The organism is Acinetobacter brisouisimilis (assembly GCF_000368265.1).
Taxonomy (GTDB): domain Bacteria; phylum Pseudomonadota; class Gammaproteobacteria; order Pseudomonadales; family Moraxellaceae; genus Acinetobacter.
The window spans coordinates 1848199-1873249 of record NZ_KB851219.1; the positions used below are offsets into that span (position 1 = coordinate 1848199).

Annotated in this window: 20 protein-coding genes; 16 read left to right on the plus strand and 4 right to left on the minus strand. The window is 41.7% G+C overall.

Annotated features, from left to right (window positions below):
• Positions 1-68: 68 nt before the first annotated feature.
• Positions 69-2261: a carboxy terminal-processing peptidase gene (locus F975_RS12410; RefSeq protein WP_004753817.1), complete on the minus strand. Its 2193-nt coding sequence runs from the start codon at positions 2259-2261 to the stop codon at positions 69-71.
• Positions 2262-2455: 194 nt separating this feature from the next.
• Between F975_RS12410 and nagZ the strand changes: the two genes are divergently transcribed.
• The 7 genes from nagZ (at position 2456) to F975_RS12445 (ending at position 11777) form a co-directional block, all read left to right on the plus strand.
• Positions 2456-3484, plus strand: a complete 1029-nt coding sequence (gene nagZ, locus F975_RS12415; protein ID WP_004753819.1) for a beta-N-acetylhexosaminidase — start codon at positions 2456-2458, stop codon at positions 3482-3484.
• Positions 3485-3574: 90 nt separating this feature from the next.
• Positions 3575-4840 (plus strand): glutamate-5-semialdehyde dehydrogenase, encoded by a 1266-nt coding sequence (locus F975_RS12420; RefSeq protein ID WP_004753821.1) that lies wholly within the window; start codon positions 3575-3577, stop codon positions 4838-4840.
• A gap of 310 nt (positions 4841-5150) precedes the next feature.
• Positions 5151-6353 (plus strand): acetate/propionate family kinase, encoded by a 1203-nt coding sequence (locus F975_RS12425; RefSeq protein ID WP_034426352.1) that lies wholly within the window; start codon positions 5151-5153, stop codon positions 6351-6353.
• A 27-nt stretch (positions 6354-6380) separates the two neighbouring features.
• Entirely contained in the window at positions 6381-8543 is a 2163-nt protein-coding gene (pta, locus tag F975_RS12430) for a phosphate acetyltransferase (RefSeq protein ID WP_004753825.1), read from the plus strand.
• A 459-nt stretch (positions 8544-9002) separates the two neighbouring features.
• Positions 9003-10529 (plus strand): fumarate hydratase, encoded by a 1527-nt coding sequence (locus F975_RS12435; protein ID WP_004753828.1) that lies wholly within the window; start codon positions 9003-9005, stop codon positions 10527-10529.
• A 127-nt stretch (positions 10530-10656) separates the two neighbouring features.
• Positions 10657-11073 carry a DUF2059 domain-containing protein gene (locus F975_RS12440; protein ID WP_004753830.1) on the plus strand — a complete coding sequence of 139 codons (417 nt, stop codon included), beginning with the start codon at positions 10657-10659 and terminating at the stop codon, positions 11071-11073.
• A 149-nt stretch (positions 11074-11222) separates the two neighbouring features.
• Positions 11223-11777 (plus strand): DUF2059 domain-containing protein, encoded by a 555-nt coding sequence (locus F975_RS12445; protein ID WP_004753832.1) that lies wholly within the window; start codon positions 11223-11225, stop codon positions 11775-11777.
• A gap of 48 nt (positions 11778-11825) precedes the next feature.
• Here F975_RS12445 and clpX read toward each other — a convergent pair whose 3' ends face one another.
• From clpX to tig, 3 genes are all read right to left on the minus strand, one after another.
• Positions 11826-13133, minus strand: a complete 1308-nt coding sequence (clpX, locus tag F975_RS12450) for an ATP-dependent protease ATP-binding subunit ClpX (RefSeq protein ID WP_004753835.1) — start codon at positions 13131-13133, stop codon at positions 11826-11828.
• Positions 13134-13160: 27 nt separating this feature from the next.
• Positions 13161-13766: an ATP-dependent Clp endopeptidase proteolytic subunit ClpP gene (gene clpP, locus F975_RS12455; protein WP_004753838.1), complete on the minus strand. Its 606-nt coding sequence runs from the start codon at positions 13764-13766 to the stop codon at positions 13161-13163.
• Positions 13767-13960: 194 nt separating this feature from the next.
• Positions 13961-15295 (minus strand): trigger factor, encoded by a 1335-nt coding sequence (gene tig, locus F975_RS12460; RefSeq protein WP_004753840.1) that lies wholly within the window; start codon positions 15293-15295, stop codon positions 13961-13963.
• A gap of 319 nt (positions 15296-15614) precedes the next feature.
• On the opposite strand from tig, the gene F975_RS12465 reads away from it, so the two are divergent.
• The 9 genes from F975_RS12465 (at position 15615) to rdgB (ending at position 25038) form a co-directional block, all read left to right on the plus strand.
• Positions 15615-15809 (plus strand): hypothetical protein, encoded by a 195-nt coding sequence (locus F975_RS12465; protein ID WP_004753842.1) that lies wholly within the window; start codon positions 15615-15617, stop codon positions 15807-15809.
• A gap of 448 nt (positions 15810-16257) precedes the next feature.
• Entirely contained in the window at positions 16258-18480 is a 2223-nt protein-coding gene (locus F975_RS12470) for a TonB-dependent receptor (protein WP_004753844.1), read from the plus strand.
• An 80-nt stretch (positions 18481-18560) separates the two neighbouring features.
• Positions 18561-19244: a Fe2+-dependent dioxygenase gene (locus F975_RS12475; RefSeq protein WP_004753845.1), complete on the plus strand. Its 684-nt coding sequence runs from the start codon at positions 18561-18563 to the stop codon at positions 19242-19244.
• A gap of 373 nt (positions 19245-19617) precedes the next feature.
• Complete coding sequence (leuA, locus tag F975_RS12480) at positions 19618-21315, plus strand: 2-isopropylmalate synthase (protein WP_004753847.1); 1698 nt, start codon at positions 19618-19620, stop codon at positions 21313-21315.
• A gap of 85 nt (positions 21316-21400) precedes the next feature.
• Positions 21401-22564, plus strand: a complete 1164-nt coding sequence (gene metX / locus F975_RS12485; protein WP_004753848.1) for a homoserine O-succinyltransferase MetX — start codon at positions 21401-21403, stop codon at positions 22562-22564.
• Positions 22564-23157 (plus strand): methionine biosynthesis protein MetW, encoded by a 594-nt coding sequence (gene metW / locus F975_RS12490; protein ID WP_004753850.1) that lies wholly within the window; start codon positions 22564-22566, stop codon positions 23155-23157. Before metX ends, metW begins: the two co-directional genes overlap by 1 nt.
• Positions 23154-23741 carry a tetratricopeptide repeat protein gene (locus F975_RS12495; protein WP_004753852.1) on the plus strand — a complete coding sequence of 196 codons (588 nt, stop codon included), beginning with the start codon at positions 23154-23156 and terminating at the stop codon, positions 23739-23741. The genes metW and F975_RS12495 overlap by 4 nt, the downstream gene beginning before the upstream one ends.
• A gap of 97 nt (positions 23742-23838) precedes the next feature.
• Positions 23839-24303, plus strand: coding sequence for a hypothetical protein (locus F975_RS12500; protein ID WP_004753854.1), 465 nt, complete (start codon positions 23839-23841; stop codon positions 24301-24303).
• Between the two features lie 105 nt (positions 24304-24408).
• The gene (gene rdgB / locus F975_RS12505; protein WP_004753856.1) at positions 24409-25038 is read left to right on the plus strand and encodes an RdgB/HAM1 family non-canonical purine NTP pyrophosphatase; all 630 of its coding nucleotides are present in this window, start codon (positions 24409-24411) and stop codon (positions 25036-25038) included.
• The last annotated feature ends 13 nt before the right edge of the window (positions 25039-25051 follow it).

Below are 25051 nucleotides of genomic sequence, written 5' to 3' on the forward strand. Positions count from 1 at the left end.
CAAACTTACCTGATTATATTTATAAAAAAGCTCGGTTAATTCCCGAGCTTTTTTATATTATGGCTTAATTAATTGCCCGATTTTTGTTGCTGCAATCTTGCGTAATCAAGCAATACATTGGCTGCTTCAGTCACAAAAGCTTCTTCCTCGGGTAACGCTGGACGTAGATTGGCTTTCAATTTAGCACGTGTTTCACTGAGCGCATCAAGCGATGCCTGATAACTGCTCCAGTCTTTATACGGTGTGAGCCCTGTTTGCTGACGGCGTAAGTTCTCAGCATCCAAAGTCTGCTTTTCTAAAGTATCAAGTTCAACTTTACGCTGATCTAGATTCAAAGGCAGGCGTTTCTCATCATCAGTTTTCTTGGCAAGCGCACGACGAGCTTCCAAATAGCTAAACTGAGGATCTTGAGTGACACGCTGCGTTGAAAGTTTTTCTAGTTCAGGTAAATACGGCTTGATTACACCTTCACGCTTAAATGGTGCTGTTGGAATTGTGTCCCATTTCAAGGCATTTTTGGCTTTACGCTCACCAAACTCATCATTCCAGATATCAACCAGTTTAATGTCTGGAATCACACCTTTATTTTGCGTACTACCACCCGTAATTCGATAAAATTTACGCTGAGTCAACGTTGCCTGACCATAAGCCAAAGAGTCTAGCTGAACTTGCGCGGTACCTTTACCTGTCGTTGTACTACCAATAATAATACCACGGCCATAATCCTGAATTGCAGCAGAATAAATTTCACTTGCCGAAGCCGATGCCAAGTTCACCAACACGGCCAAAGGTCCCGCATAGGTCTGTTGACCCGCATCATTATCTTCAAAGACGTTGACGTTACCATTACCATCACGAATTTGTACAACTGGACCTGACTTAATCACTTGACCAATCATACGTGACACTTCTTCAAGTGAACCACCAGGGTTATTACGCAAATCAATAATAATCCCTTCAACATTCTGTGCTGAAAGTGCTTTCAGAGCATCATTGGTATCTTTGGATACTGAACGATAGTCCGCGCCATCACGGCGTGCACGATAGTTGAGATAAAACGATGGGATTTCAATGACACCAAAAGTATGTTGTTTACCATCACGGTTAACTTTCACAACACGTGATTGCACGCCCTGATCATCTTCTTTAATCACATCACGTGACAAAGTCACTGTACGTGCCTGACTCATTGGCGCACCTGCACCCAATAGTTTTAAGGTGACATTGGTGCCACGCTTACCACGAATCAATCCGACAATTTCCTGACTCGACCAGCCAACTACATCAACCATCTTGTCACCGCCTTGGGCAACACCAATGATACGGTCGCCCGCCTTGACCTGACCAGACTTGCTCGCTGGCCCGCCATCTACAATGGTTTCAATTTTAGTATAGTCTTCATTACCGCGTTCAGGTCGAATCGAGACCCCAATCCCTTCTAACTGCAAGGTGGTTTGACGATTCAATTCCATTGCATCAGTAGGTGGGAAATAATTACTGTGTGGATCGTAAGTCAGTGTCATGGAGTTCAGGATTTTATCCAGAACATCGTCACTCTTGCTACGACCTATACGCTCTAACTGGCGAGTATAACGCTTGGTTAGCGTTTGCTCAGGCGTTAAATCTTCAGAACTTAAATCCAGCCCCTGCGCCAAAGAAGGGTCTGCTTTAAGAGTTTTTTGTTTCGCCAGATCTTCCTGCTTGCTAATCGTCAGGTTGATTAGCTGTGATAGCAGCATTTTATGCCAGTAATCACGCTGCTCAATTTCTGTTTTAAAATACGGCGCTTTTTCACGATCAGTGTCGATATAGTTATTTTTCTGTTCTAGGTTTTGTGGTTTTTTCAGCTCAGCCAGCATATAGCTATAAAAATCTTTTAAGCGCTGACGATACTGGGCATGAATCGCATAAGGCGCGGTTAAATCACCAGCTTTAAGCGCTGCTCCTAGGGTTGCACCATATTTTTGTTTATACGAGGCAACATCAGATGCCAAGAAAATCGTATGGTCTGGGTCTAGGCTATCAAGATACATGCCTAAAATACGATTGGACGTATTGGCATCGAGACGCATATTCAGATAGTGTTGGCGATCAATCAAGGTTGCAAGCTGACGTGTCACCAATTTCTGTGCTTGAGTTGGTTGTACTGACGATACAACAGAATCCGCACTGGTCGCAGCAGCCGCTTCATTAATCACATGAGTAAAAAATAGACCACCTGTTGCCAGTGCAACTGCGCAAGCGATTGTTTGAAGTTTCATATATTAATCGTGCTTCCTTGGATTTCACCAAAAATTACATAGCAATAATATTTAATTAGACTTGAATATTCATGATCTTAATCAAAGTCTTTGTACCATGTCGTGTAGTTTTATCATATTCTGTGCTGACAAAATGTAGCAAATCATTGCAAAATTAAATCTCTATTTGCATTCACCCAGTAACGGAAGCTCTTATGATTGGCGCGTTGATGCTCGATATCGCAGGAACCACCCTGACTCTAGAAGATATTGAATTACTGAAAAACCCTCAAGTGGGCGGTTTAATCCTGTTTGCACGTAATATTGAGTCACCACAACAAGTTCGTGCCTTGACCGATCATATTCGTAGTGTTCGCCCTGAAATCTTGATTGCCGTTGACCAAGAAGGTGGGCGCGTTCAACGCCTGAAACAGGGTTTTACATTATTGCCTGCAATGGGACGTTTTGGCGAACTTTTTCTTGAGCAACCTGAACATGCCCTAACCTTAGCACAGCAATGTGGCTGGCTCATGGCAACAGAAGTTTTAGCAGTAGGTATCGATTTTAGCTTTGCACCCGTGCTGGACTTAAATGACATTAGCGATGTGATTGGCGACCGCGCCTTCGCTAAAAATATCGCAGACATTGCTCCACTAGCACGCGCTTTTATGCAGGGTATGCAAGCTGCAGGGATGGCAACCACAGGCAAACATTTTCCAGGTCACGGTTCAGTCAAAGCCGATTCACATGTTGCTGCAGCAATTGACTCGCGCAGTTATGAAGAAATCTATGCACATGACATGCAGAGTTTTATTCAGCTCATGCCTGACCTCAATGCCCTCATGCCTGCACATGTGATTTACCCGCAAGTCGACGCCAATCCTGCAGGCTTTTCTCAACACTGGATTCAAACCGTGTTACGCCAAGAGCTTCACTTTGATGGCGTCTTGTTCTCTGATGACTTAAGTATGCAAGCTGCCTGTGTCGCAGGTGGTGCAGATGCCCGAATTCAGGCAGCATTAAATGCAGGCTGCGATATGGGACTGGTTTGTAATGACCGTGCAGCAGCAATTGTTGCTCTCGACAGCATTCAAGATTTTGCTATACCTAACCAACAACGTCTGGAACGTATGCGTGGCAAGATTCCAGTATTGAATATCAGCGAAAATTTAGCACTGGGTGAAGAGTGGTTACAGGTCAAACACCGCATTGAAGAATTCAAAAACAGTACAATTCGTACTTAAATTTCCTCAAAACGCCTGCATCATCAGGCGTTTTATTTTTTAAATAACACTGTTACTATCAGTGATGATTTTTTAAGTGATCTTAATATTATGCAACAGTCTATTGCGGAGTACATGCAGACCGTCGGTCAACAGGCTCGCCAAGCCTCGCAAACATTAGCGAGCGCTTCGACGAAAACCAAAAACCAAGCGCTTATGGCAATCCATGATGCCTTGGTACAACAACAAGCTGAAGTTTTGGCAGCTAACCAAATTGATATGCAAAATGGTCGTACCAATCAACTCGACAGCGCCTTACTTGACCGTCTAGAGCTTAACCCCGCACGCTTTGCAGCAATGTTACAAGGTCTAAAAGATGTGGCTCAGCTCACCGACCCGATTGGCGAGATTACTGATTTAGCTTATCGTCCTTCTGGGATTCAGATTGGTAAAATGCGCGTACCTTTAGGTGTCGTGGGCATGATTTATGAATCACGCCCGAACGTGACCTTGGAAGCTGCATCTTTGGCGCTCAAATCAGGCAATGCCATTATTTTGCGTGGTGGTTCTGAAGCACTTCAGTCTAACAAAGCCATCGCACACGCCATTCAGCTTGGTTTACAACAATCAGGTTTACCTGAAACGTCGGTACAAGTCGTCGAAACTGCAGACCGTGCAGCAGTAGGTCATCTCATTACCATGACTGAATTTGTCGATGTGATCGTACCACGTGGTGGCAAAGGGCTGATTGAACGCATTAGCCGTGAAGCACGTATTCCTGTGATTAAGCATTTAGATGGTAACTGCCACGTTTATGTCGATTCACAAGCGGATCTCGACAAAGCGCTTGCGATTGCCTTCAATGCCAAAACTCACCGTTATGGCGTATGTAATGCCATGGAAAGCCTGTTAGTACACCAAGCCGTTGCCGAGCAGTTCTTACCTGCGATTGCCGCAAAATATGCTGAAAAACAAGTTGAGCTTCGCGGCTGTGAACAGACGCAGAAGATTTTGGGTCAGCAAGTGATTGCTGCAACCGAAGAAGACTGGTACACCGAATACCTTGCACCAATTCTTGCGGTGAAAGTGATTGCCAATATGGATGATGCGATTGCCCACATCAACAAATATGGTTCACACCATACCGATGCGATTGTCACTGAAAACTATACGTTGGCCCGTCAGTTCCTTGCTCGGGTTGACTCAAGCTCAGTGATGATTAATGCTTCAACCCGCTTTGCCGATGGTTTTGAATATGGTTTAGGTGCAGAAATTGGCATTTCTACCGACAAAATCCATACTCGAGGCCCTGTCGGTCTAGAAGGTCTGACCTCACAAAAATGGATTGTGCTTGGGGATGGTCAAATTCGCCAATAAGCAGCCGAAATAGATAGAGATAGATTCTCAAAGTGAGTAAACTTGCTTTGAGAATTAAATATTTTTAAAAAAAATATTGGTAATTTTTAAAAAGAATATGGGTAATTTTAAAGAATATTTAGATAAATTATTGATAATGCTAGGCTTAATCAATAAAAATACCATCATAATTCTAAAGTCGTATCGGCTAAAGTCTAGCTTGGACTAAAAAATAACCCATGTTAAAAATAATGTATTCGATCAGTCAGGTTCTTTCCTAGCACGGATCATGAACAGGAATATGATTTCAATTAAAATTGGGAATAATGACGTGTCTACATCTGTTTTAGTGATTAATTGCGGTTCTTCTTCCATTAAATATGCATTGGTATCAGAACGCCGTGAAGATCGTATCTACGGGCTAGCAGAGAATCTTGGCTCAGAAAACGCGCGCATCAAAGGAATTACTGCGGGTGGTCAACCCCTTGAGCTGGCTATTCCGAATGCCAACCATGAACAAGCGCTAGAGACCTTGCTAGAACGTCTTTCTCATTATAATCCACAAGCGATTGGTCACCGTGTCGTACACGGCGGGACTTTAACCAAAGCGCATTTATTAACACCAGATATTATTCAGCGTATTCGTGAAGCAACTCCGCTTGCGCCATTACATAACCCTGCCCACTTGGTTGGGATTGAAGCAACTATGCGTTTGTTCCCTGAACTACCACAAGTTGCAGTATTTGATACCGCATTCCACCAAACTATGCCAGCACATGCCTACCGCTATGCTGTACCAAAATTCTTATTTACCGACCATAACGTGCGTCGCTATGGTTTCCACGGTACTAGCCATGCCTACGTTTCAGAACGTGGTTCTGAGCTTGCTGGCAGCCTGAAACAAGGTGGTTGGTTAACTGCACACCTAGGCAATGGTAGCTCAACCTGCGCGATCTGGAATGGCCAAAGCGTCGATACTTCTATGGGACTTACTCCACTTGAAGGTGTGGTTATGGGTACGCGTAGTGGTGATGTTGACCCAAGTATTCATAGCTTCCTGGCAAGCAACCTCGGTTGGGACATTTTCAAAATTGATAAAATGCTCAACAAGGAAAGCGGCTTACTTGGTCTATCGAACAATCTTTCAAATGACATGCGCACCTTGATCGAAGCTTCTGAACAAGGCAATGAAGATGCTACTTTAGCCATTGAAGTGTTCTGCTACCGTTTGGCAAAATCTTTAGCAGCACTGAGCTGTGGCCTACCACGTATTGATGGTTTATTCTTCACAGGTGGTATTGGTGAAAACTCAGCGTATATTCGTGAAAAAACCATGGCATATTTGCCGCACTTTGGTTTCAATCTCGACAAAGAGAAAAACAATACTCTAAAACGTGGTACTGAAGGCCGTATCGATGCAGGCGCAGGTCCTCAAATCTGGGTTATCCCAACTGATGAGGAAGGCCGTATCGCAAAAGAAACCGAGCACGTCGTAGAACAGCTTAGCCGTGAGGCAAACGCAGCGATTGCTTAATCAATAAAATTACAATCAGGTGTTTTTATGAATACCCTTCTTCTTATTCCAACCGAGGAAAGCGTGGGTTTAACCTCCGCTTGCCTCGGCATGATTTATGCACTGGACTGTAGCGGCATTAAAGCAGGTTTTTTCAAACCTTTTTGTCAGGAACAAGACCAGCACCATAACCGTACAGCCGCTTTATATGCACAGCTTTTTCAAACACAAGCCACACCATCAATTACGCATCGGCAGATCTTAAATTCGATCAACTCAGGTGAAATTGATGAATTACTGGAAGATGCAGTTCGGCTGCATCGTGAAGTAGCGAAACAGCATAAAGTCATTATTGTCGAAGGCTTACTGGCAACTACCGAAGATTATTTTGCCAATGAGCTTAATGCACAGCTCGCAAAAGCGCTCGATGCCAAAGTCGTTTTGGTGAGCAAAGCCGATTTAAATCAGCCAAGACAAACTGCAGAAAAAATTGAAGCGAGCTTACGTCACTTTGGCGGTGTAGAAAGCAAACGTGCTGCAGGCGTGCTATTTATGCGTACCAAAGGCTTGGCTGAAAGTGCAGCACAAATTCCAGTGGCACTCGATACATCACTACGCCTTGAAAAAGAAATTACCGAGTTCACTACTCAGCTACAAAAATTCAATCGTTATATTGGTACAACAGCACTCCCTATAGTGGGTCTAGTTCCATTTAGCAATACCCTCAGCGTGCCACGTACCCTTGATATTGCAAGCAGCATCAAGGCAACATGGATTAATCTAGGAAATGCCGCTAAACGTCGCGTGCTGCACACGAGTCTAATTGCATCTAGCATTGAACATGAACTGAATAAATTTGTCGCAGGTGAGCTAATTATCAGCGCATCTGAACGCATTGATGTAATTTTGGCAGCCAGCCTTGCAACGCAAAATGGCGTGCCAGTTGCAGGTTTAATTCTGACTGAACGTGAAGCGCCAAATGCACAGGTTTTAGAGTTTTGTAAATCGGCAACCCAGCAGGGCTTACCGATTTTACATACCTCACTCAATACACTAGAAACCGCGCAGCGCCTCGCAAGCCTGAGCAATGAAGTTCCAACCAATGATTTAGAACGAGCAGAGCAAGTGACTCGTTTTGTTTCAAGCCATCTTGATCCAAAATGGTTAACTCAACACAGTGAAGCTGCAACCCAATCACGCTTATCTCCTTCGGCTTTCCGTTACGAGTTGGTACAAAAATCAATTGCAGCGAAAAAACGTATTGTGCTTCCTGAAGGTGATGAACCACGTACCGTTGAAGCTGCGGCAATCTGTCAGTCACGTGGTTTGGCACACTGTATTTTGCTCGCAAAACCAGAACAGGTTCTTGAAGTGGCCAAAGCACGCAATATTGAACTGCCAAGCGATCTGGAAATCGTTGATCCTGACAGCATTCGTGCGCAATATGTCGAGCCGATGGTACAATTGCGTAAAGGCAAACTTGATGCTGCTCAAGCGGAAGAACAACTACAAGATACCGTTGTTCTCGGCACAATGATGCTAGCACTCGATCAGGTTGATGGTCTGGTTTCTGGTGCAGTACATACCACTGCAAATACCGTTCGCCCAGCCTTCCAGCTGATCAAAACAGCCCCTGAGTACTCTTTAGTTTCTTCTGTATTCTTCATGTTGTTGCCAGATGAAGTCTATGTCTATGGCGACTGTGCGATTAACCCAGATCCAACTGCCGAGCAATTGGCCGAAATCGCCATTCAATCTGCCGATTCTGCCAAAGCTTTTGGCATTGAACCACGTATTGCCATGATCAGCTACTCAACAGGTACATCAGGTGCAGGCGCTGACGTGGAAAAAGTGGCTCAGGCGACTACGATTGCACAACAACGTCGTCCAGACTTATTGATTGATGGTCCATTGCAGTACGATGCCGCTTCGGTTGAAAGTGTCGGACGCTCTAAAGCACCGAATTCACAGGTAGCAGGTCGTGCCAATGTGTTTATTTTCCCTGACCTTAACACAGGTAACACCACCTACAAAGCGGTACAACGTTCTGCCAATGTGGTGAGTGTCGGTCCAATGCTGCAAGGTTTAAATAAACCAGTCAATGACTTGTCACGTGGTGCATTGGTTGACGACATTGTTTTTACGATTGCATTAACTGCGATTCAGTCAGAACAGCAAGCTGAAGCAAAAACAGCAGCAAAAGCCTCTTAATCGCCAGTTAAAATTAGAAAAGCCATTCAAGCATCTTGAGTGGCTTTTTTATTGCTTCTGCTTTTATGCTATCCAAATGGATGCCCTGTACATTTAGCATCTTCAACAACCATTTCTACGACCTCAAAACAATACTGCTGCAACAATATTCAGTATTCATCACTTGCAAACTGGCATGATAAAGTGCCTTCCCCAAACATTTCACCATATCTTTTTATAAATCAGTTCCGCACAGCTTGGTTCATTGCTGCACATATTGACGATAAATTTCGATAATATTTTCAGCAAGATGTTCTTGGGTCACGGGACGATATTCCTGTTGTTAAAGTTTCAACTCATTTTTATATTTTTACTTGTATTCGACCTTGGATCAAAATCTCGGCAAAACTGCCCACAGACTGCTCATTTTGTCATATAATTTAGCCCGCTAGCTAACAGCCCGCTCAAGAGACTTTTGATATGACGACCATTATCAAACAAGATGACTTGATCACTTCGGTCAAGGATGCCTTACAGTTTATTTCATACTATCATCCGCAAGATTTTATTCAGGCGATGAGCCGTGCGTATGATCGTGAAGAAAACCAAGCCGCTAAGGATGCAATCGCACAAATTTTAATTAACTCGCGTATGTGTGCAGAAGGTCATCGCCCAATCTGTCAAGATACCGGGATTGTCAACGTGTTTGTTGATGTAGGGCTTGATGTTAAATTTGATTTAACCATGAGTCTTGATGATGCAATCAACGAAGGTGTACGCCAAGGTTACCTAGAAAACACCAACGTACTTCGTGCATCAGTTTTAGCAGATCCAGCATTTGGTCGTAAAAATACCAAAGACAATACGCCAGCAGTGATTCACTACAAACTCGTACCTGGCAACAAAGTTGATATTACTGTTGCTGCCAAAGGTGGCGGTTCAGAAAACAAATCAAAACTTGCGATGCTGAATCCATCTGACTCAATTGTGGATTGGGTACTTAAAACTGTTCCAACCATGGGTGCAGGCTGGTGTCCACCTGGCATGCTCGGTATTGGGATCGGTGGTACTGCTGAAAAAGCCATGATGCTTGCAAAAGAAGCACTCATGGAAGAAATCAACATGGACGAATTGCTTCGTCGTGGTCCTCAAAGCAAGATGGAAGAGCTTCGTATCGAAATCTTCGAAAAAGTAAATGCTTTGGGTATTGGTGCACAAGGTCTTGGTGGTTTAACCACAGTACTTGATATCAAAATCAAGGACTACCCTTGTCACGCTGCAGGTAAACCAGTTGGTATGATTCCAAACTGTGCTGCAACTCGCCATGCACATTTCCAACTTGATGGTTCAGGTCCTGCACATATTCAGGCACCTAAACTTGAAGACTACCCACAAGTTACTTGGGATGCTTCTAAATCTAAACGTGTCAACCTAGACACCATTACTCAAGAAGAAATGAACTCTTGGAAACCAGGTGATACGCTTCTTCTTAACGGTACAATCTATACAGGTCGTGACGCTGCGCACAAACGCATGGTTGACATGTTAAACAACGGTGAAGAGCTTCCTGTAGACCTTAAAGGTAAATTTATTTACTACGTAGGTCCTGTCGATCCTGTACGCGATGAAGTGGTTGGTCCTGCTGGTCCTACAACTGCAACACGTATGGACAAGTTCACTCGTCAAGTCCTAGAATCAACTGGCTTGTTCGGCATGATTGGTAAGGCAGACCGCGGTCCTGCTGCTGTCGAAGCCATTAAAGATAACAAAGCGACTTACCTCATGGCAGTGGGTGGTGCTGCATATCTGGTTTCTAAAGCTGTTCGTCAAGCTGAAGTGGTTGCATTTGCTGACTTGGGTATGGAAGCAATCTACAAGTTTGTGGTTGAAGATATGCCTGTATCTGTTGCTGTCGATGTTAACGGTACATCAATCCATGCGATTGCACCAAAAATCTGGCAAGAGAAAATCGGTAAGATTCCTGTTGTAGATGCAACAGCGGGTTAACCGAAATACATCAAAAAACACGCCGCATGGCGTGTTTTTTTATTTAAATTATTAGGGCCTGTTCAACACTCAAAAATGTAACATTACACAAGTCCTATTTATACCGAATACCATAAGGTCGTTTCACATGCAACTCAAAAGTATTAGTCAGATTTTAACTTTACTTGGAGGAATGTTTTTCTTTGACTCGAGCCATGCACAGCCTGCATCTCCCAAATCGATTGATCAACTCTTTGATATCTTGCAAATAAAACAAAATACTCAATCCATGGTCAAGCCACAACAACTGCAAACGCTCGGTCTAAATAAAGAGCAGTTCTGGCAAGATGTTGAACCACAACTGAAACAGCTTTATCAAAAAAACCTGTCCGAAGAAGAAGTCCAAGCACTGAACCGTTTTTATCGCACCCCTGAAGGGCAATCCCTAGCAGCCAAAATGCCAACGCTAAGCCAAGAAACCTACAATGTCGTGGTTCACAACATGATGAACAATAGCGCTGTAAATCATGGTCTATTTAAAGTCCTAGGTATCGACAGTGAATAATTCTAATTAAACTCAGTTCTCAGGCGTAATCTCTATGCTTGCGCCTCCCCCACATCCCAACCCCAATAAAAATAGTTTAGACTTAAATATTCTTTAATTACGATAATCTATTCATTCTAAAAATCATTCAAAGCTTTAAGGTAAACATCATGTCAAAAAAACCTATTATTCGCTTTATACTGGCTTGCGTTTGCTGCTACGGCATCAGTCAAACTGCGCTTGCAACGCCTGCACAACCTGCTTCTGTACAAGAATTGATACGTCTCTCCAATGCCGAACAATTGGTAAAAGAAACGGTGAAAAACTACGCACCGTATTTCCAAAAACATTCAGAGCAAGTCATTAAAAACTACACAGGACATCAAACTCTCACCGAACAAGATCAAGTTGCAGCACAAAAACTTTCCAAGATTTTTGTAAACACGGTAGAAGTGTTTTTGCAGCAAGCAAAACCTATTGAAATAATTAAAAATATCTATACAGAGCAGTTATCTGAAGAAGAGGTTCAAGCCTATATCCGCTTCTTAAAATCTCCTGAAGGGCAGTCTATTAACAAAAAAATGCCGATTATTTTGCAACAGACCGCCCAGCAAATTAATCAAGCTACTGAAAAACTCACCCAAGATAAAAAATTTCAACAGCAGATGACCCAACAGATTACTGATGTCCTTAAACCGTTACCGAAAAAAGCCTCGAGCAAATAATCAAGCATAAAAAAACGCGCATCATGCGCGTTTTTTTATGGAACTGAATCAGGCTGATTTTGAGTCAATAATCTTCAAATCAGTTTTTTCAGTCAAAGACTGTTGTGCCGTATGTACACGCTCAGCTTTAACTTCTGGTTCAGCCTTATCATTAATCACAGCTTCATTGATAATGATTGTGCCTACGTCTGTACGGCTTGGTAAGTCATACATGGTATCGAGCAAAACATTTTCCAGAATTGAACGCAAACCACGTGCACCCGTATTACGTTCCAGCGCTTTTTTCGCAACAGCATGCAACGCAGATTCTTCAAACACCAAGTCCACATTTTCCATATCAAACAAATGTTGATACTGACGGGTTAATGCATTTTTTGGTTCAGTCAAAATCTGAATCAAAGCTTTTTCATCAAGTTCATCCAATGTTGCAATAACAGGCAAACGACCAATAAACTCAGGAATTAAGCCAAATTTAACCAAGTCAGTCGCTTCAACCTGACGGAACAATTCAGAGACTTTTTTATTGTCATCTTTATTCTTCACTTCAGCATTGAAACCAATCCCGCCTTTTTCCTGACGTTGCTGAACAATTTTTTCCAGCCCAGAGAATGCGCCACCACAAATAAACAAAATATTTGAGGTATCAATCTGAATGAATTCTTGCTGCGGATGTTTACGCCCACCTTGTGGTGGAATCGATGCCACAGTACCTTCAATCATTTTCAATAAGGCTTGCTGCACACCCTCACCCGATACATCACGAGTGATGGAAGGATTTTCTGATTTGCGTGTGATCTTGTCGATCTCATCAATATAGATAATCCCTTTTTGTGCTTTCTCAACATCGTAATCCGCTTTTTGCAATAGCTTTTGTACAATGTTTTCAACATCTTCGCCCACATAACCAGCTTCGGTCAGTGTCGTTGCATCTGCCATAGCAAATGGTACATCAAGCAAGCGCGCCAAAGTTTGAGCCAGTAAGGTTTTACCTGATCCTGTTGGACCAACGAGTAAGATATTGCTTTTTGCAATCTCAATATCGTCGTGCTTATGCCCTGTTTGTGACACTTTTAAGCGTTTATAGTGGTTATAAACTGCCACAGATAAGGTTTTCTTCGCCATATCCTGACCAATGACATACTGGTCAAGCGCTGCGCGAATTTCATGTGGCTTTGGCAAAGGACGGCTTGCCCAGTCACCTGAGTCGACTTGTTGACTGGTTTGTACCAAGTCAAGACATACGTCCACACACTCGTTACAAATGTATGCGTCCTCGCCTGCAATCAGTTTCCCGACTTCAGACTGCGTTTTACCGCAAAATGAACAATGTTTTTGTCCTTGAGGATGGTTGGACATATTTTCTCCAATAAATAATCTTTTACATTATGGACGTTTAGTTAATACAGCATCAACTAAGCCATACTCTTTAGCAGCCTGTGCGGTCATGAAGTTATCACGATCTGTATCTCGTGCAACGGTTTCATAATCTTGACCACTATGCTCTGCCATCAAGCGATTTAAACGCTCTTTAATAAACAGGATTTCACGTGCATGGATCTCAATGTCTGATGCCTGTCCACGGAAACCACCAAGTGGCTGGTGAATCATGACACGTGCATTTTCCAAACAGTAACGTTTACCTTTAGCGCCTGCATTTAACAAGAATGCACCCATAGATGCAGCCTGCCCCATACAGATCGTTGAAACATCAGGCTTGATAAACTGCATGGTATCGTAAATTGCCATACCTGCCGTTACAGAACCACCTGGTGAATTAATATAAAGGTGTATATCTTTATCTGGGTTCTCTGCTTCTAAAAACAACATCTGCGCAACAATTAAATTTGCCATGTTGTCTTCAACTTCACCCGTAAGAAAAATAACACGTTCGCGTAACAAACGTGAAAAAATATCAAATGAGCGTTCACCGCGTGAGGATTGTTCAACAACAACTGGAACTAAAGCATTTTCTATGTTTGGAACATACATACGTTTATTTATTCCTAAATTTTTATGACTTAAACCATGACAACAATATGCGCGATAAAAGCCAAAATTGCAAAACTATTCCCTATCTAAATAACAGATAAATAATCGGATTACACGTATTATTCACTGTATTAACAATTTTTCTACAGCATAAAAAAAGGCGCAACAAGCGCGCCTTTTTTTATGTCAAAGGATTAGCCTTGTTGACGAGCTTGCTGTTCTTTCAACAACTCTTCATAGCTTACCGCTTTGTCAGTTACTTTAGCAGAAGCCAAGATGAAATCTACAACTTGGTCTTCTAACACAACAGCTTCGATTTGCTGGCGTTGTTTTGCATCGTTTTTGAAGTATTCAATCACTTCAGTTGGATCTTCATAAGAAGAAGCCATGTCTTCGATGTAAGACTCAACACGTGCTTGATCAACTTCAAGTTTAGCATCAGCCAATACTTTGCTTACTAATACGCCAAGTTTAACTGACTTTTCAGCTTGCTCTTTGAACAAGTCATCTGGAAGCAAGCTAGAATCAAATGCTTTCGCACCTTCTGCACCAAACTGTTGAGTGAATTGCTGGATCATTTGTTGACGTTGACGGTCAATTTCCTGAGCAACCATAGTATTTGGAACTTCGATTTCGTTTGCAGCAACCAATGCATCAAATGCAGCTGCTTTAATTTGGTTACGAAGACCATTTTTCACTTCACGTTCCATATTTTTGCGAACGTCAGCTTTTAATTTTTCAACGCCTTCTTCTTCAGTCAGACCGAAGATTTTCAAGAATTCAGCATCAATTTCTGGAAGTTTTGGCTTTTCAACTTGCTTAACAGTGATTTTGAACTGAGCTTGTTTACCTGCAAGGTTTTCAGCTTGGTAATCTTCAGGGAAAGTAACATCGATTACTTTCTCTTCACCAGCTTTCATGCCCACGATGCCATCTTCAAAGCCAGGGATCATGCGACCAGAACCTAAAACAAGTTTAAAGTCTTGTGCAGAACCGCCTTCGAAAGTTTCACCGTCAATAGAACCTTCAAAATCGAAAGTTACTTGCATGTCCTTTTTCGCCATACCTTTGGTCACAGCCCAAGTTTGACGTTGTTTTTGCAAGTTTTCGATCATGACATCAACGTCTTTGTCGTTGATTTCAGTTTGCTTACGTTCAACTTCTAAAGTATCAAACGCGTTAACTTGAATTTCTGGATAAACTTCAACAGTCGCTTCAAAAACTAAAGCATCATCTTTGTTTTCAACTTTCTCAATGTTAGGCATACCTACAGCATTGATTTTTTCTTGTTGAATTGCTTCAAATACTGTATCGCGAATGATGTCATTTACAACTTCTTGATAAATGCCTGCGCCATATTCACGGCGTACAACATTTACAGGTACTTTACCTGGACGGAAGCCGTTGATTTTCGCAGTTTTGGCAGTGCGTTTTAAGCGAGCTTCAAATTGCTCGTTAACACGGCTCGTCGGTACAGATACATTTAAACGACGGGCAACGCCCGAAACCGCTTCAGTCGTTACTTGCATGGCTTCCTCAATATCTAGTTAGTAGTAGCAAATTTTCAAAGTCGCCTATTATAAGCCATCACGACACGATATACAAAATTTGGTTCGAGAATATTTTAGCGTCATCTTCTATTTTTCACTTTTTTATGCCTATTTGATGGCGAGTATCAGCAAATCTCATGATGAGAAAAATTAACCTAAACTTAAAACTCATCAAAAAGTAGCAATTTTCTTCTTATGCACCATATAAATCTTTTAAAGTGCAACGCTTTTACACCACAACTTACAATTCATCTGATTAGACTGCAATCTTGAGAAATCCTTCTGGAGAAGAAAGGCTATGAGTATTTTAGATGAAGTGGGGAAAATTGCGGGTGCAATCATCGCCGAACAAGGTGTTGATAAGCTTGACCCAGATGCTAACCTTCTTGAAAAGGCTGCTAGCGCAATTGCTGGTTATGAAGCTGCAAAAATTGCCGAGAACAAATTAGAAAATCCTGAGGATGAACAGCAAGCTTCAGATGATCAATCTTGATTTTTTATTAGCAACTATTTTTAATCAGATTTCTTAGAACGTTTGCCATCAGTTTAGTTTTTAACTTTAGAGTTGATTGGTTTTTAATATAAGGCCATCAACTCCCCTATCATGAAAGCTAAAATCACGATTTGACAAGGCTAATATATGGCTTATTCACACATAGTTCTATGTAATGAGCAGGTCTTGATTCATTTTCAATACAGCATTTAGATTAAAATAAATGACAATCATTATTATTTACACTTAATTTCAAGATTCTAATTCATATTTTCAATTTACAATTAAATTCAAATACTTAACTTCAATACGTAAACTCTTACTTCAAAAATGCACAATTAATTCACATTTTTAATCGTTTTTTTCTATTGTAAAGTAGTGTTATTACAAACAAGAATTATTAACATTTAGCGAATTATTAGCATCTAAAATTATAGAGCCTTTCATTATGTCGTTTATCCGAACCCGTAAGAAGATTGTTTCTTCTGCAATTGTCTCATCACTTTCACTTATGGCAACTACGGCGACCATTGCAGCCGATGAAACAGCAGAATTACCCACCATTTATAGTCATGCGGTGGCTACAAAAGATGGTTTTAAAGTTAAGCAATCTGCAAATAAAAAATATGTTGCGCCTTTACTCGATACCCCAAAATCTGTTGCAGTTATTTCACAAAAATTATTAAAAGACACCAACTCCAATACCCTTCTACAAGCACTTGCTAATGAGCCAGGAATTACCTTAGGTGCAGGTGAAGGTGGTACGCCATTTACCGATATGCCTTATATCCGTGGTTACAGCAGCCAAAGTTCAATTTATGTAGACGGTATTCGTAACGCGACTTCACAAAACCGTGACATGTTTGCCATCGAACAAGTTGAAGTCACCAAAGGTTCAAGCTCTGCAATTTCTGGTGGTGGCGGTGTTGGTGGCAGTATTAACTTGATTAGCAAAGTGGCTCATCAGGGTGACAAATATCAGGGTTCAATTCAAGGTGGTACAGACAACTATCGTCATATTATGCTGGATGCCAACAAAGATTTTGGCAACGGCGTTGCAGGTCGTGTTGTGGTTATGGGTCATCAAAATGATAAACCAGGTGCAATCGATGGCGCAGAATATAACCGTGTCGGGATTGCCCCAAGTCTTGCATGGGGACTGGGTACAGCCACACGTGGAACTCTAAGTTATTATTACCTACAAAGCTACGATGAACCCGATTCAGGTATTCCATTTTTAACTACGGGTGGCAAGCCAATTTATGTGAAACAAGGTACATATTATGGCTGGAAAAATCGTGATTTTGACAAGCGTGAAAACCACATTGGAACATTCAAACTTGAACATGATTTCAATGACAATTTGACGTTATCAAATACCGCATCATACACCAAATCAAAATCTGACTACGTCTATACCAACCCTGATGATTCCAAAGGTAACGTTGCGGCATACGGTACGATTTCCCGTCGAGCACTCAGCCGCATTGTCGACACTGATGCTGTAAGCGATCAATTAGCCTTAACAGGTAAATTCAATACAGGTAGCTTACAACACTCGTTTAACATCGGTACAGAATGGAGTTATCAGTCATCTGAACAAGGTGTACACACCTTTACCAACAGCTTAGGTACAACATCAACCGTACACAGCACTGACTGTTCACCAACAACCACGAATATCGGTGGCTGGTGTACCTCTGTGAACAATCCAACCAATGGGTTATATACCGATACTCTCGGAAGCATCAAAAACCAGTACACCACACGTAGTACAAATGCGGCAGTCTATGCGCTGGACAGCATTGAATTTAATCCGCAATGGCTACTAAATCTGGGTGTGCGTTGGGATCAATTCGATACAGAGCGTAAATATTATAAAAATACGACCAGTGGAAGCACCACAATTCCTGCTGGCACGGTTCTACAAAGCGATTCAAATTACTTTTCTTACCAAGTGGGCCTAGTCTTTAAACCAGCAGAAAATGGCAGTATCTATGCAAGTTTTGCAACCTCTGCAAACCCTGTAGGTATTGACCAAGGTGATGGTGCAGATTCAGTTTCAGCAAGTTATGACGATCTCAAACCAGAAGAAGCACGTACTGTTGAACTTGGCACCAAATGGGATTTATTTAACAATCGTGCCAACCTGACGGCTGCCGTGTTCCGTACCGAAAAGCAAAATACCCGTGTCTTGACCGATGCAAACACCTATTCCAATGTGGGTAGCAGCCGTGTCAATGGTTTTGAAATCGACCTCAAAGGTCAGATTACCGATAAATGGGATATGTCTGCCGGATATAGCTATTTGGACAGTGAACTCACAAAAGCTGCCTACAATGCAGCCGCAACGGTAGGCAAGCCATTGCCATTTGTTGCAAAAAACAGCGCGACACTTTGGACAACCTATAAAGTGTTACCAAAGCTGACCATTGGTGCTGGCGCTCAATATAAAGATCAGGTTTATGCAAATACTTCAAGTAACAAGTACTTACCTGCTTATACCATCTATAACGCCATGGCAAAATACGATGTAAACAAGAATGTAAATATTCAGTTGAATGTCAACAATATCAGCAATAAACGCTACTTCACTTCAGCTCAGGCAGCTCACTATGCGATTGAAGGTGATGGACGTAATGCTGTACTTGCAATCAACTTCAAATACTAATTTGACACTGTAATCTCTGACCATTTCTTGTATACACTGGAAATGGTCTTTTTTATTTTTGAACAACGTATCGAGTTATTATGATTCATCATATTCCAAACGTATTATCAAAAGAAGAAGTCGCAGAATTTCGTCGTCTGATGGAAACTGCCAACTGGGTCGGTGGCAAAGTGACCGCAGGCACATTATCTGCCTCAGTCAAACGTAATCAGCAGCTCTCAGAACAAGATCCACTGACGCATGCTTTAAGTGAGCGAGTGATCCAAGCCATTTGGAAAAACCCGATTTTTCAGGCAGCCGCACTCCCCCATCATATTATTCCGCCTTTATTTAACCGTTACGATGAAAGTGAAACTTTTGGCTTTCATGTCGATAACTCCATTCGCCTGATTCGCGGCACTAGTCACCAGATCCGCACAGATTTGTCCTGTACGCTGTTTTTAAGTGAACCCGATGAATATGATGGTGGCGATCTGGTGATTGAAGACACTTACGGTTATCATGAAGTTAAACTACCTGCGGGTGATGTGGTGTTATACCCATCGACCAGTCTGCATGAAGTTAGCACCATTCACAGTGGCACACGTTTTGCCTCATTCTTTTGGGTACAAAGCCTGATTCGTGAAGACAGCAAACGTCATTTATTGTTCAACTTGGACGAAAGTATCCGCAATCTGCGTGCTGCACATGGCGATACGCATGCTGAAGTGATGAAACTCACCAATATTTATCACAACTTGATTCGCATGTGGGCAGAACTATAAAGTAATCTCGCTAATTTCCCGAAAATATCTTCGGATCACTTTGGGAAATTAGATTTTATTTGCATTTTTAACTCAATAACGAGAAAAAATTTTCAGGCATTGTGTAAAAATTGCAAAAAACGAAAAATATTTTTTATACAGCAGACTTATAATGATTATATTGAGTAATGTACCCGAGGTATTATGCCAATGTTATTTGCGATAGCATCTGCCCTGTGGTTTGAACTGCGCTTTGCGCGCATATAAATTTTATTTGCTCATTCAGTGCAAAAAAACTGAAATATAGTTGAATTCACTTCGTTTAAACACAAAATAATATAGTAGATTGCCCAATTACCCCTCGGCATATGCTGCTATGCAAGGAGCTACCCCCATGATGTTGGCTGACCCAAGCAAAAAATACCGTCGTATGTACCAGCGCGTCGATTTACCTGATCGTCAATGGCCGAATAATGAAATCACAAAAGCGCCTATCTGGATGAGTACCGATCTTCGTGATGGTAACCAAGCCATTTTTGAACCGATGGATATGGATCAGAAATTCAAAATGTTCCAGATGTTGGTGAAAATTGGCTTCAAACATATTGAAATTGGCTTCCCGTCTGCATCACAAATTGACTTTGACTTCACACGTAAGTTGATTGAAGAAAATCATATTCCAGATGATGTTTACATCGAAGTTTTGGTTCAGGCTCGTGATCATTTAATTCAACGCACTTTTGAAGCATTGGTAGGTGCCAAACGTGCCATTGTGCATATTTACAACTCCAACTCACCGACTTTCCGTAAAAAAGTCTTGAATGTCGATGTTGAAGGCGCACGTGCTTTAGCCATCAATGCAGCCACCAAAGTGAAAGAATATGCAGCACAGTATCCTGAAACTGAATGGGTATTCCAATATAGCCCTGAATGTTTCTCTGCAACAGAATTAGAAGTCGCTAAAGCGGCGTGTGATGCTGTAACTGAAATTTGGGATGCACGTCCAGATAACAAAGTGATTTTGAACTTGCCTGCGACCGTTGAAGTGTCGACACCAAATGTCTATGCCGACCAGATCGAGTGGATGCACCGCAATATTGAACGTCGTGACGGCGTGTTGATTTCAGTTCACTGCCACAATGACCGTGGCTGCGGTATCGCAGCATCTGAACTTGCCATTATGGCAGGCGCTGACCGTGTAGAAGGCTGTGTATTTGGCAATGGCGAACGTACAGGTAACGTCGATGTCGCTGCAATCGCCTTAAACATGTACACTCAGGGTGTTGCGCCAAACTTGGATTTCTCCAACATTAATGAAGTGATTGCGACTGTAGAAGAATGTACTGGTTTGCCAGTTCATCCACGCCATCCTTATGCAGGTGACTTGGTATTTACCGCATTCTCAGGTTCTCACCAAGATGCGATCAAAAAAGGTTTTGACTTCCAGAAAAACGAAGAAATCTGGGATATGCCATACTTGCCAATCGATCCAAAAGACTTGGGACGTGACTATGATGCCGTGATTCGTGTCAATAGCCAGTCAGGTAAAGGTGGTATTGCTTACTTGCTTGAATCAAACTACAACGTCGTGTTACCGCGTCGCTTGCAAATTGAATTTAGCCAAGTGGTTCAACAACATACAGATGCAACTGCTAAAGAAATTTCGGCAGATGAAATCTGGAACTTGTTCAAAACAACTTATGTGAGCATTAAAGACAAAAATTACGTCGCTAAAAACTACAAATTGTCTGATGAAAATGGCAATCAGATTATTGATGTTGAAATTGATATAGACGGCGAAACTCAGCATTTACGTGGCGAAGGTAATGGCCCAATTTCTGCAATTGTCAATGCACTTCAATTGCCGATTGATGTCTTGAATTATGAAGAACGCAGTATCGGTTCAGGTTCACATGCTAAAGCACTTACCTTAGTTGAATTACAGGTCAAAGGCACAGGTAAAAGTGCATTTGGCGCAGGTATTCATGACAACACCGTTACATCATCCATTGAAGCCATCTTCGCTTGTACCAATAGCTTGATTGAACAAGGCTTGCTTAGCACCAGCGATATTATTTCTGAAGCTGTTTAATCTTAAAAAAAACATTTTAAAAGGATACCCAAGTTGGTATCCTTTTATTTTTTCATAATTCCAAAATATAAGGCGATTTGCACTCGTGTCTTTTTCAGCTGACTCTGTAGGTTTGGTCGTCCCGCAAAAGTACCAATTCGAACAACCACTCCAACTGGAATGTGGTCGAATCTTACCTCGTTTTGATCTTATGATTGAAACTTATGGTACGTTAAATGCGGAAAAATCCAATGCAATTTTGATTTGCCATGCACTCTCTGGTCATCATCATGCTGCTGGTTATCATCATGAGGATGATAAAAAACCAGGTTGGTGGGATGCCTGTATTGGACCAGGCAAAGCCATTGATACCAACAAGTTTTGTGTCATTGCACTGAACAATATTGGAGGTTGTAATGGTTCAACAGGTCCTGTCTCTCCCAACCCCGAAAATGACAATCTACCGTATGGTCCAGATTTTCCATTAGTCACGGTTCGGGACTGGGTCAAAACTCAAGCCATGCTGTCTGACCGTTTAGGTATTTCAGTTTGGTATGCGATTATTGGTGGCTCTTTAGGCGGCATGCAAGCCTTACAATGGTCGGTCGATTATCCAGATCGCTTAAAAAATTGTGTCATTATTGCCAGTGCCCCAAAACTTTCAGCGCAAAATATTGCCTTTAACGAAGTTGCCCGTCAGTCTATTTTATCTGACCCAGATTTTCATCATGGGCGCTATCTAGAGCACGACAGCTATCCGAAACGTGGTCTGATTTTGGCGCGGATGGTCGGACATATTACCTATTTGTCTGAAGAAGCCATGAAACAGAAATTTGGTCGTGACCTGAAGTCAGGCAAATTTATGTATGGTTTCGATGTCGAATTTCAGGTCGAAAGTTATTTGCGTTATCAGGGTGAGCAGTTTAGTCGTAACTTCGATGCCAATACCTACCTGATTATGACCAAAGCCTTAGATTACTTTGATCCTTCGCGTGAATATGAATCTTCATTGACCAAAGCCATGGCAAATACAAAATGCCGTTTCTTGGTGGTGTCCTTTACCACCGACTGGCGTTTTAGTCCTGAGCGTTCTCAGGAAATTGTCAATGCTCTCATCACCAATCACAAGCCTGTCAGCTACCTCGATATTGAGGCTGAACAAGGTCATGACTCGTTCTTATTCCCGATTCCACTGTATGTTAAAACCCTTCGAGCTTTCTTGGGTGGTGAAGAACATCTGGCAAGCACCCCACCACAGGAGACCGTGTAATGCGTTTAGATCAGCAACTCGCAGAAAAATGGATCAAACCAGGCTCAAGTGTGCTTGATCTGGGCTGTGGTGATGGTGAGCTTTTGGCTCATATGAGTAAAAAGCATCAAATTCGTGCCTACGGACTAGAAATCGACCAAGAAAAGATTGCAATTGCGATCAGTCGAGGGTTAAATATTATACAACAAGACCTCAACTTGGGTTTACACCGCTTTGCCGACCAGTCTTTTGACTATGTTGTTATGGCACAAGCGTTGCAAGCGGTTGATGCACCTGATGTTCTTTTAAGAGATATGGTGCGTGTGGGCAAACAGGCAATTATTACTTTTCCAAACTTCGCGCATTGGAAGACTCGTTCTTTTCTTGCACTTAAAGGAATGATGCCTGTTTCGGAAACATTACCTTACATGTGGTACAACACGCCGAATATTCATTTATGTACTTTCCGTGATTTTGAAGCACTGTGTGCTGAAAATCAGATTAGGATTATTAATCGACTCGCCGTAAATGGGAATCAAAAAGATAGTTTACTCAGTAAACATATTCCAAATTTGTTTGGTGAAGTCGCAATTTATCGAGTAAGCGCCCTATGAAAAAAGTATTCTTTAGCACCATTTTGTTTGGTATTTTAAGTACTCAGGTTCATGCTGATTACCTACCATCACAGCAATCAACATCGGCTTTGGCCGCACGTTATTCGACCATGAGCTTTAACGAATTGCTGAATGAAGCGAAAGCAGGTCAGGCCGCAGCACAATTTTATGTTGCAACCCGTTATCAATATGGTCGTGAAGTTTCTAAAGACCCAAAACAGGCATTTACTTGGTATAAAAAAGCAGCCGATCAGGGTGTTTCTGCGGCTCAGCTCAATGTCGGTCGTATGTTGGTTGAAGGCATTGGTACGAGTCAAAATGAAAAATTGGGGCGTCAGTACCTTGAAAAAGCAGCCAGCCACGGCGACAACCGTGCCAGCTTCAACTTGGCGCTTATTGAAGAACACAATAAAAACTATATGAATGCATATCAATGGTACGAACTTTCAACCCGTGATGGTATGTTAGACAACAAAGTGATTGATATGTCACAAACCAAGAAAACTGCTTTGGCAGCCAACTTAACACCTGAACAAATTCGTCAGGCAGTTGACCGCGCTGACAAATGGATTCAAGCACAGTAATCTTGCTCTAAAATTATTGAGTGAGATAAAAAACCGACTTGTGATAGTCGGTTTTTTCATTATAGTGATAACATTCATTTTCTTAGATTGACTTCAAATGAGCGATATAGAAAAGGCAATATTCAAAGCAAAATTAGAATTGGAAATAATAACAGCAGAAGAAATCCAAAGATGGGCAGTTGAGACTTTGGAAGACAATCCATCTCATGATTTAGCGCTAGATATATGTTTCCTATCTACATCCGAACAAGTTTCAAACTATTTCAAACAGTTATCTAAAAACTTATTGAATACGAAATTAACAAAGGAATACGTAAATCTTCTTTTAAATGAATATATTGTAAAGAATGTAGATTTAGTCAAAACTCAAGATACATTTTCTTTCCTTCAAAAAATTTTGTACTTATCCCAGTCTTTAAAAAATCAAGATCTATATGATTTATTAGATTATTATGATGATCAATTTAATTTAAGTTTTGAAGGACATATACCTTCTGAACCAAATATTGTGCTTAAAGAATTCCTGAAAGACCTCAAAAATTTTGTAGTAACTTCAGAATAAAATAGAGCCACCTCTTTCGACTTTCAGAATACAGCGATTTACACTACCCTATTCGATATAAACGCCTTAAAATTCAATTTAATTTATGCTGATCTAAAAACTGATATGTCTACTCATTCATGGCTCAATGCGGGTCAATTGGTACTTGCAAGCAACAATAAAGGCAAAGTTGCCGAATTTGAAACGCTATTCCAACAGCTTAATTTACCTGTTGAAATTATTCCTCAAGGTCGTCTAAATATTGAAGATGCAGTCGAAGATGGCTTAAGTTTTGTAGAAAATGCCATTATTAAAGCGCGTCATGCTGCAAAAATTTCAGGTAAACCAGCCTTGGCGGATGATTCAGGCATTTGTGTGCCTATACTCGGTGGTGCGCCTGGTATTTATTCGGCACGCTATGCAGGTGAACATGGCAATGATGCTGCCAATAACCAAAAATTACTGAGCGACTTAAACGCTTTTCGTCAAGAAGGACAAGCCATAGAAGGCATGTTTGTCTGTGTGCTGGCTTTGGTTGAACATGCCGAAGACCCTTTACCGAAAATTTTCCAAGGCATCTGGACAGGTGAAATTTTAGATGCTGTACGTGGTGAAAATGGCTTTGGGTACGACCCATTGTTCTGGCTCCCAGAACTTGGAAAAAGTAGTGCTGAACTAAGTAAAGCCGAGAAAAACCAGATCAGTCACCGTGGTCAAGCCATGCAACTGTTCCGCAAAAGCCTGACTCAAGTTTAAATCACCAATCAAT

Excerpts from the sequence above, each read along its gene's own strand:
- F975_RS12420 (WP_004753821.1), top strand. The coding sequence starts at position 3,575 with ATGCAACAGTCTATTGCGGAGTACATGCAGACCGTCGGTCAACAGGCT.
- F975_RS12465 (WP_004753842.1), top strand. The coding sequence starts at position 15,615 with ATGAGTATTTTAGATGAAGTGGGGAAAATTGCGGGTGCAATCATCGCC.
- F975_RS12445 (WP_004753832.1), top strand. The coding sequence starts at position 11,223 with ATGTCAAAAAAACCTATTATTCGCTTTATACTGGCTTGCGTTTGCTGC.
- F975_RS12495 (WP_004753852.1), top strand. The coding sequence starts at position 23,154 with ATGAAAAAAGTATTCTTTAGCACCATTTTGTTTGGTATTTTAAGTACT.
- F975_RS12470 (WP_004753844.1), top strand. The coding sequence starts at position 16,258 with ATGTCGTTTATCCGAACCCGTAAGAAGATTGTTTCTTCTGCAATTGTC.
- pta (WP_004753825.1), top strand. The coding sequence starts at position 6,381 with ATGAATACCCTTCTTCTTATTCCAACCGAGGAAAGCGTGGGTTTAACC.
- F975_RS12440 (WP_004753830.1), top strand. The coding sequence starts at position 10,657 with ATGCAACTCAAAAGTATTAGTCAGATTTTAACTTTACTTGGAGGAATG.
- metW (WP_004753850.1), top strand. The coding sequence starts at position 22,564 with ATGCGTTTAGATCAGCAACTCGCAGAAAAATGGATCAAACCAGGCTCA.
- F975_RS12435 (WP_004753828.1), top strand. The coding sequence starts at position 9,003 with ATGACGACCATTATCAAACAAGATGACTTGATCACTTCGGTCAAGGAT.
- clpX (WP_004753835.1), bottom strand. The coding sequence starts at position 13,133 with ATGTCCAACCATCCTCAAGGACAAAAACATTGTTCATTTTGCGGTAAA.
- F975_RS12410 (WP_004753817.1), bottom strand. The coding sequence starts at position 2,261 with ATGAAACTTCAAACAATCGCTTGCGCAGTTGCACTGGCAACAGGTGGT.
- F975_RS12500 (WP_004753854.1), top strand. The coding sequence starts at position 23,839 with ATGAGCGATATAGAAAAGGCAATATTCAAAGCAAAATTAGAATTGGAA.
- tig (WP_004753840.1), bottom strand. The coding sequence starts at position 15,295 with ATGCAAGTAACGACTGAAGCGGTTTCGGGCGTTGCCCGTCGTTTAAAT.
- nagZ (WP_004753819.1), top strand. The coding sequence starts at position 2,456 with ATGATTGGCGCGTTGATGCTCGATATCGCAGGAACCACCCTGACTCTA.
- rdgB (WP_004753856.1), top strand. The coding sequence starts at position 24,409 with ATGTCTACTCATTCATGGCTCAATGCGGGTCAATTGGTACTTGCAAGC.
- leuA (WP_004753847.1), top strand. The coding sequence starts at position 19,618 with ATGATGTTGGCTGACCCAAGCAAAAAATACCGTCGTATGTACCAGCGC.
- clpP (WP_004753838.1), bottom strand. The coding sequence starts at position 13,766 with ATGTATGTTCCAAACATAGAAAATGCTTTAGTTCCAGTTGTTGTTGAA.
- F975_RS12475 (WP_004753845.1), top strand. The coding sequence starts at position 18,561 with ATGATTCATCATATTCCAAACGTATTATCAAAAGAAGAAGTCGCAGAA.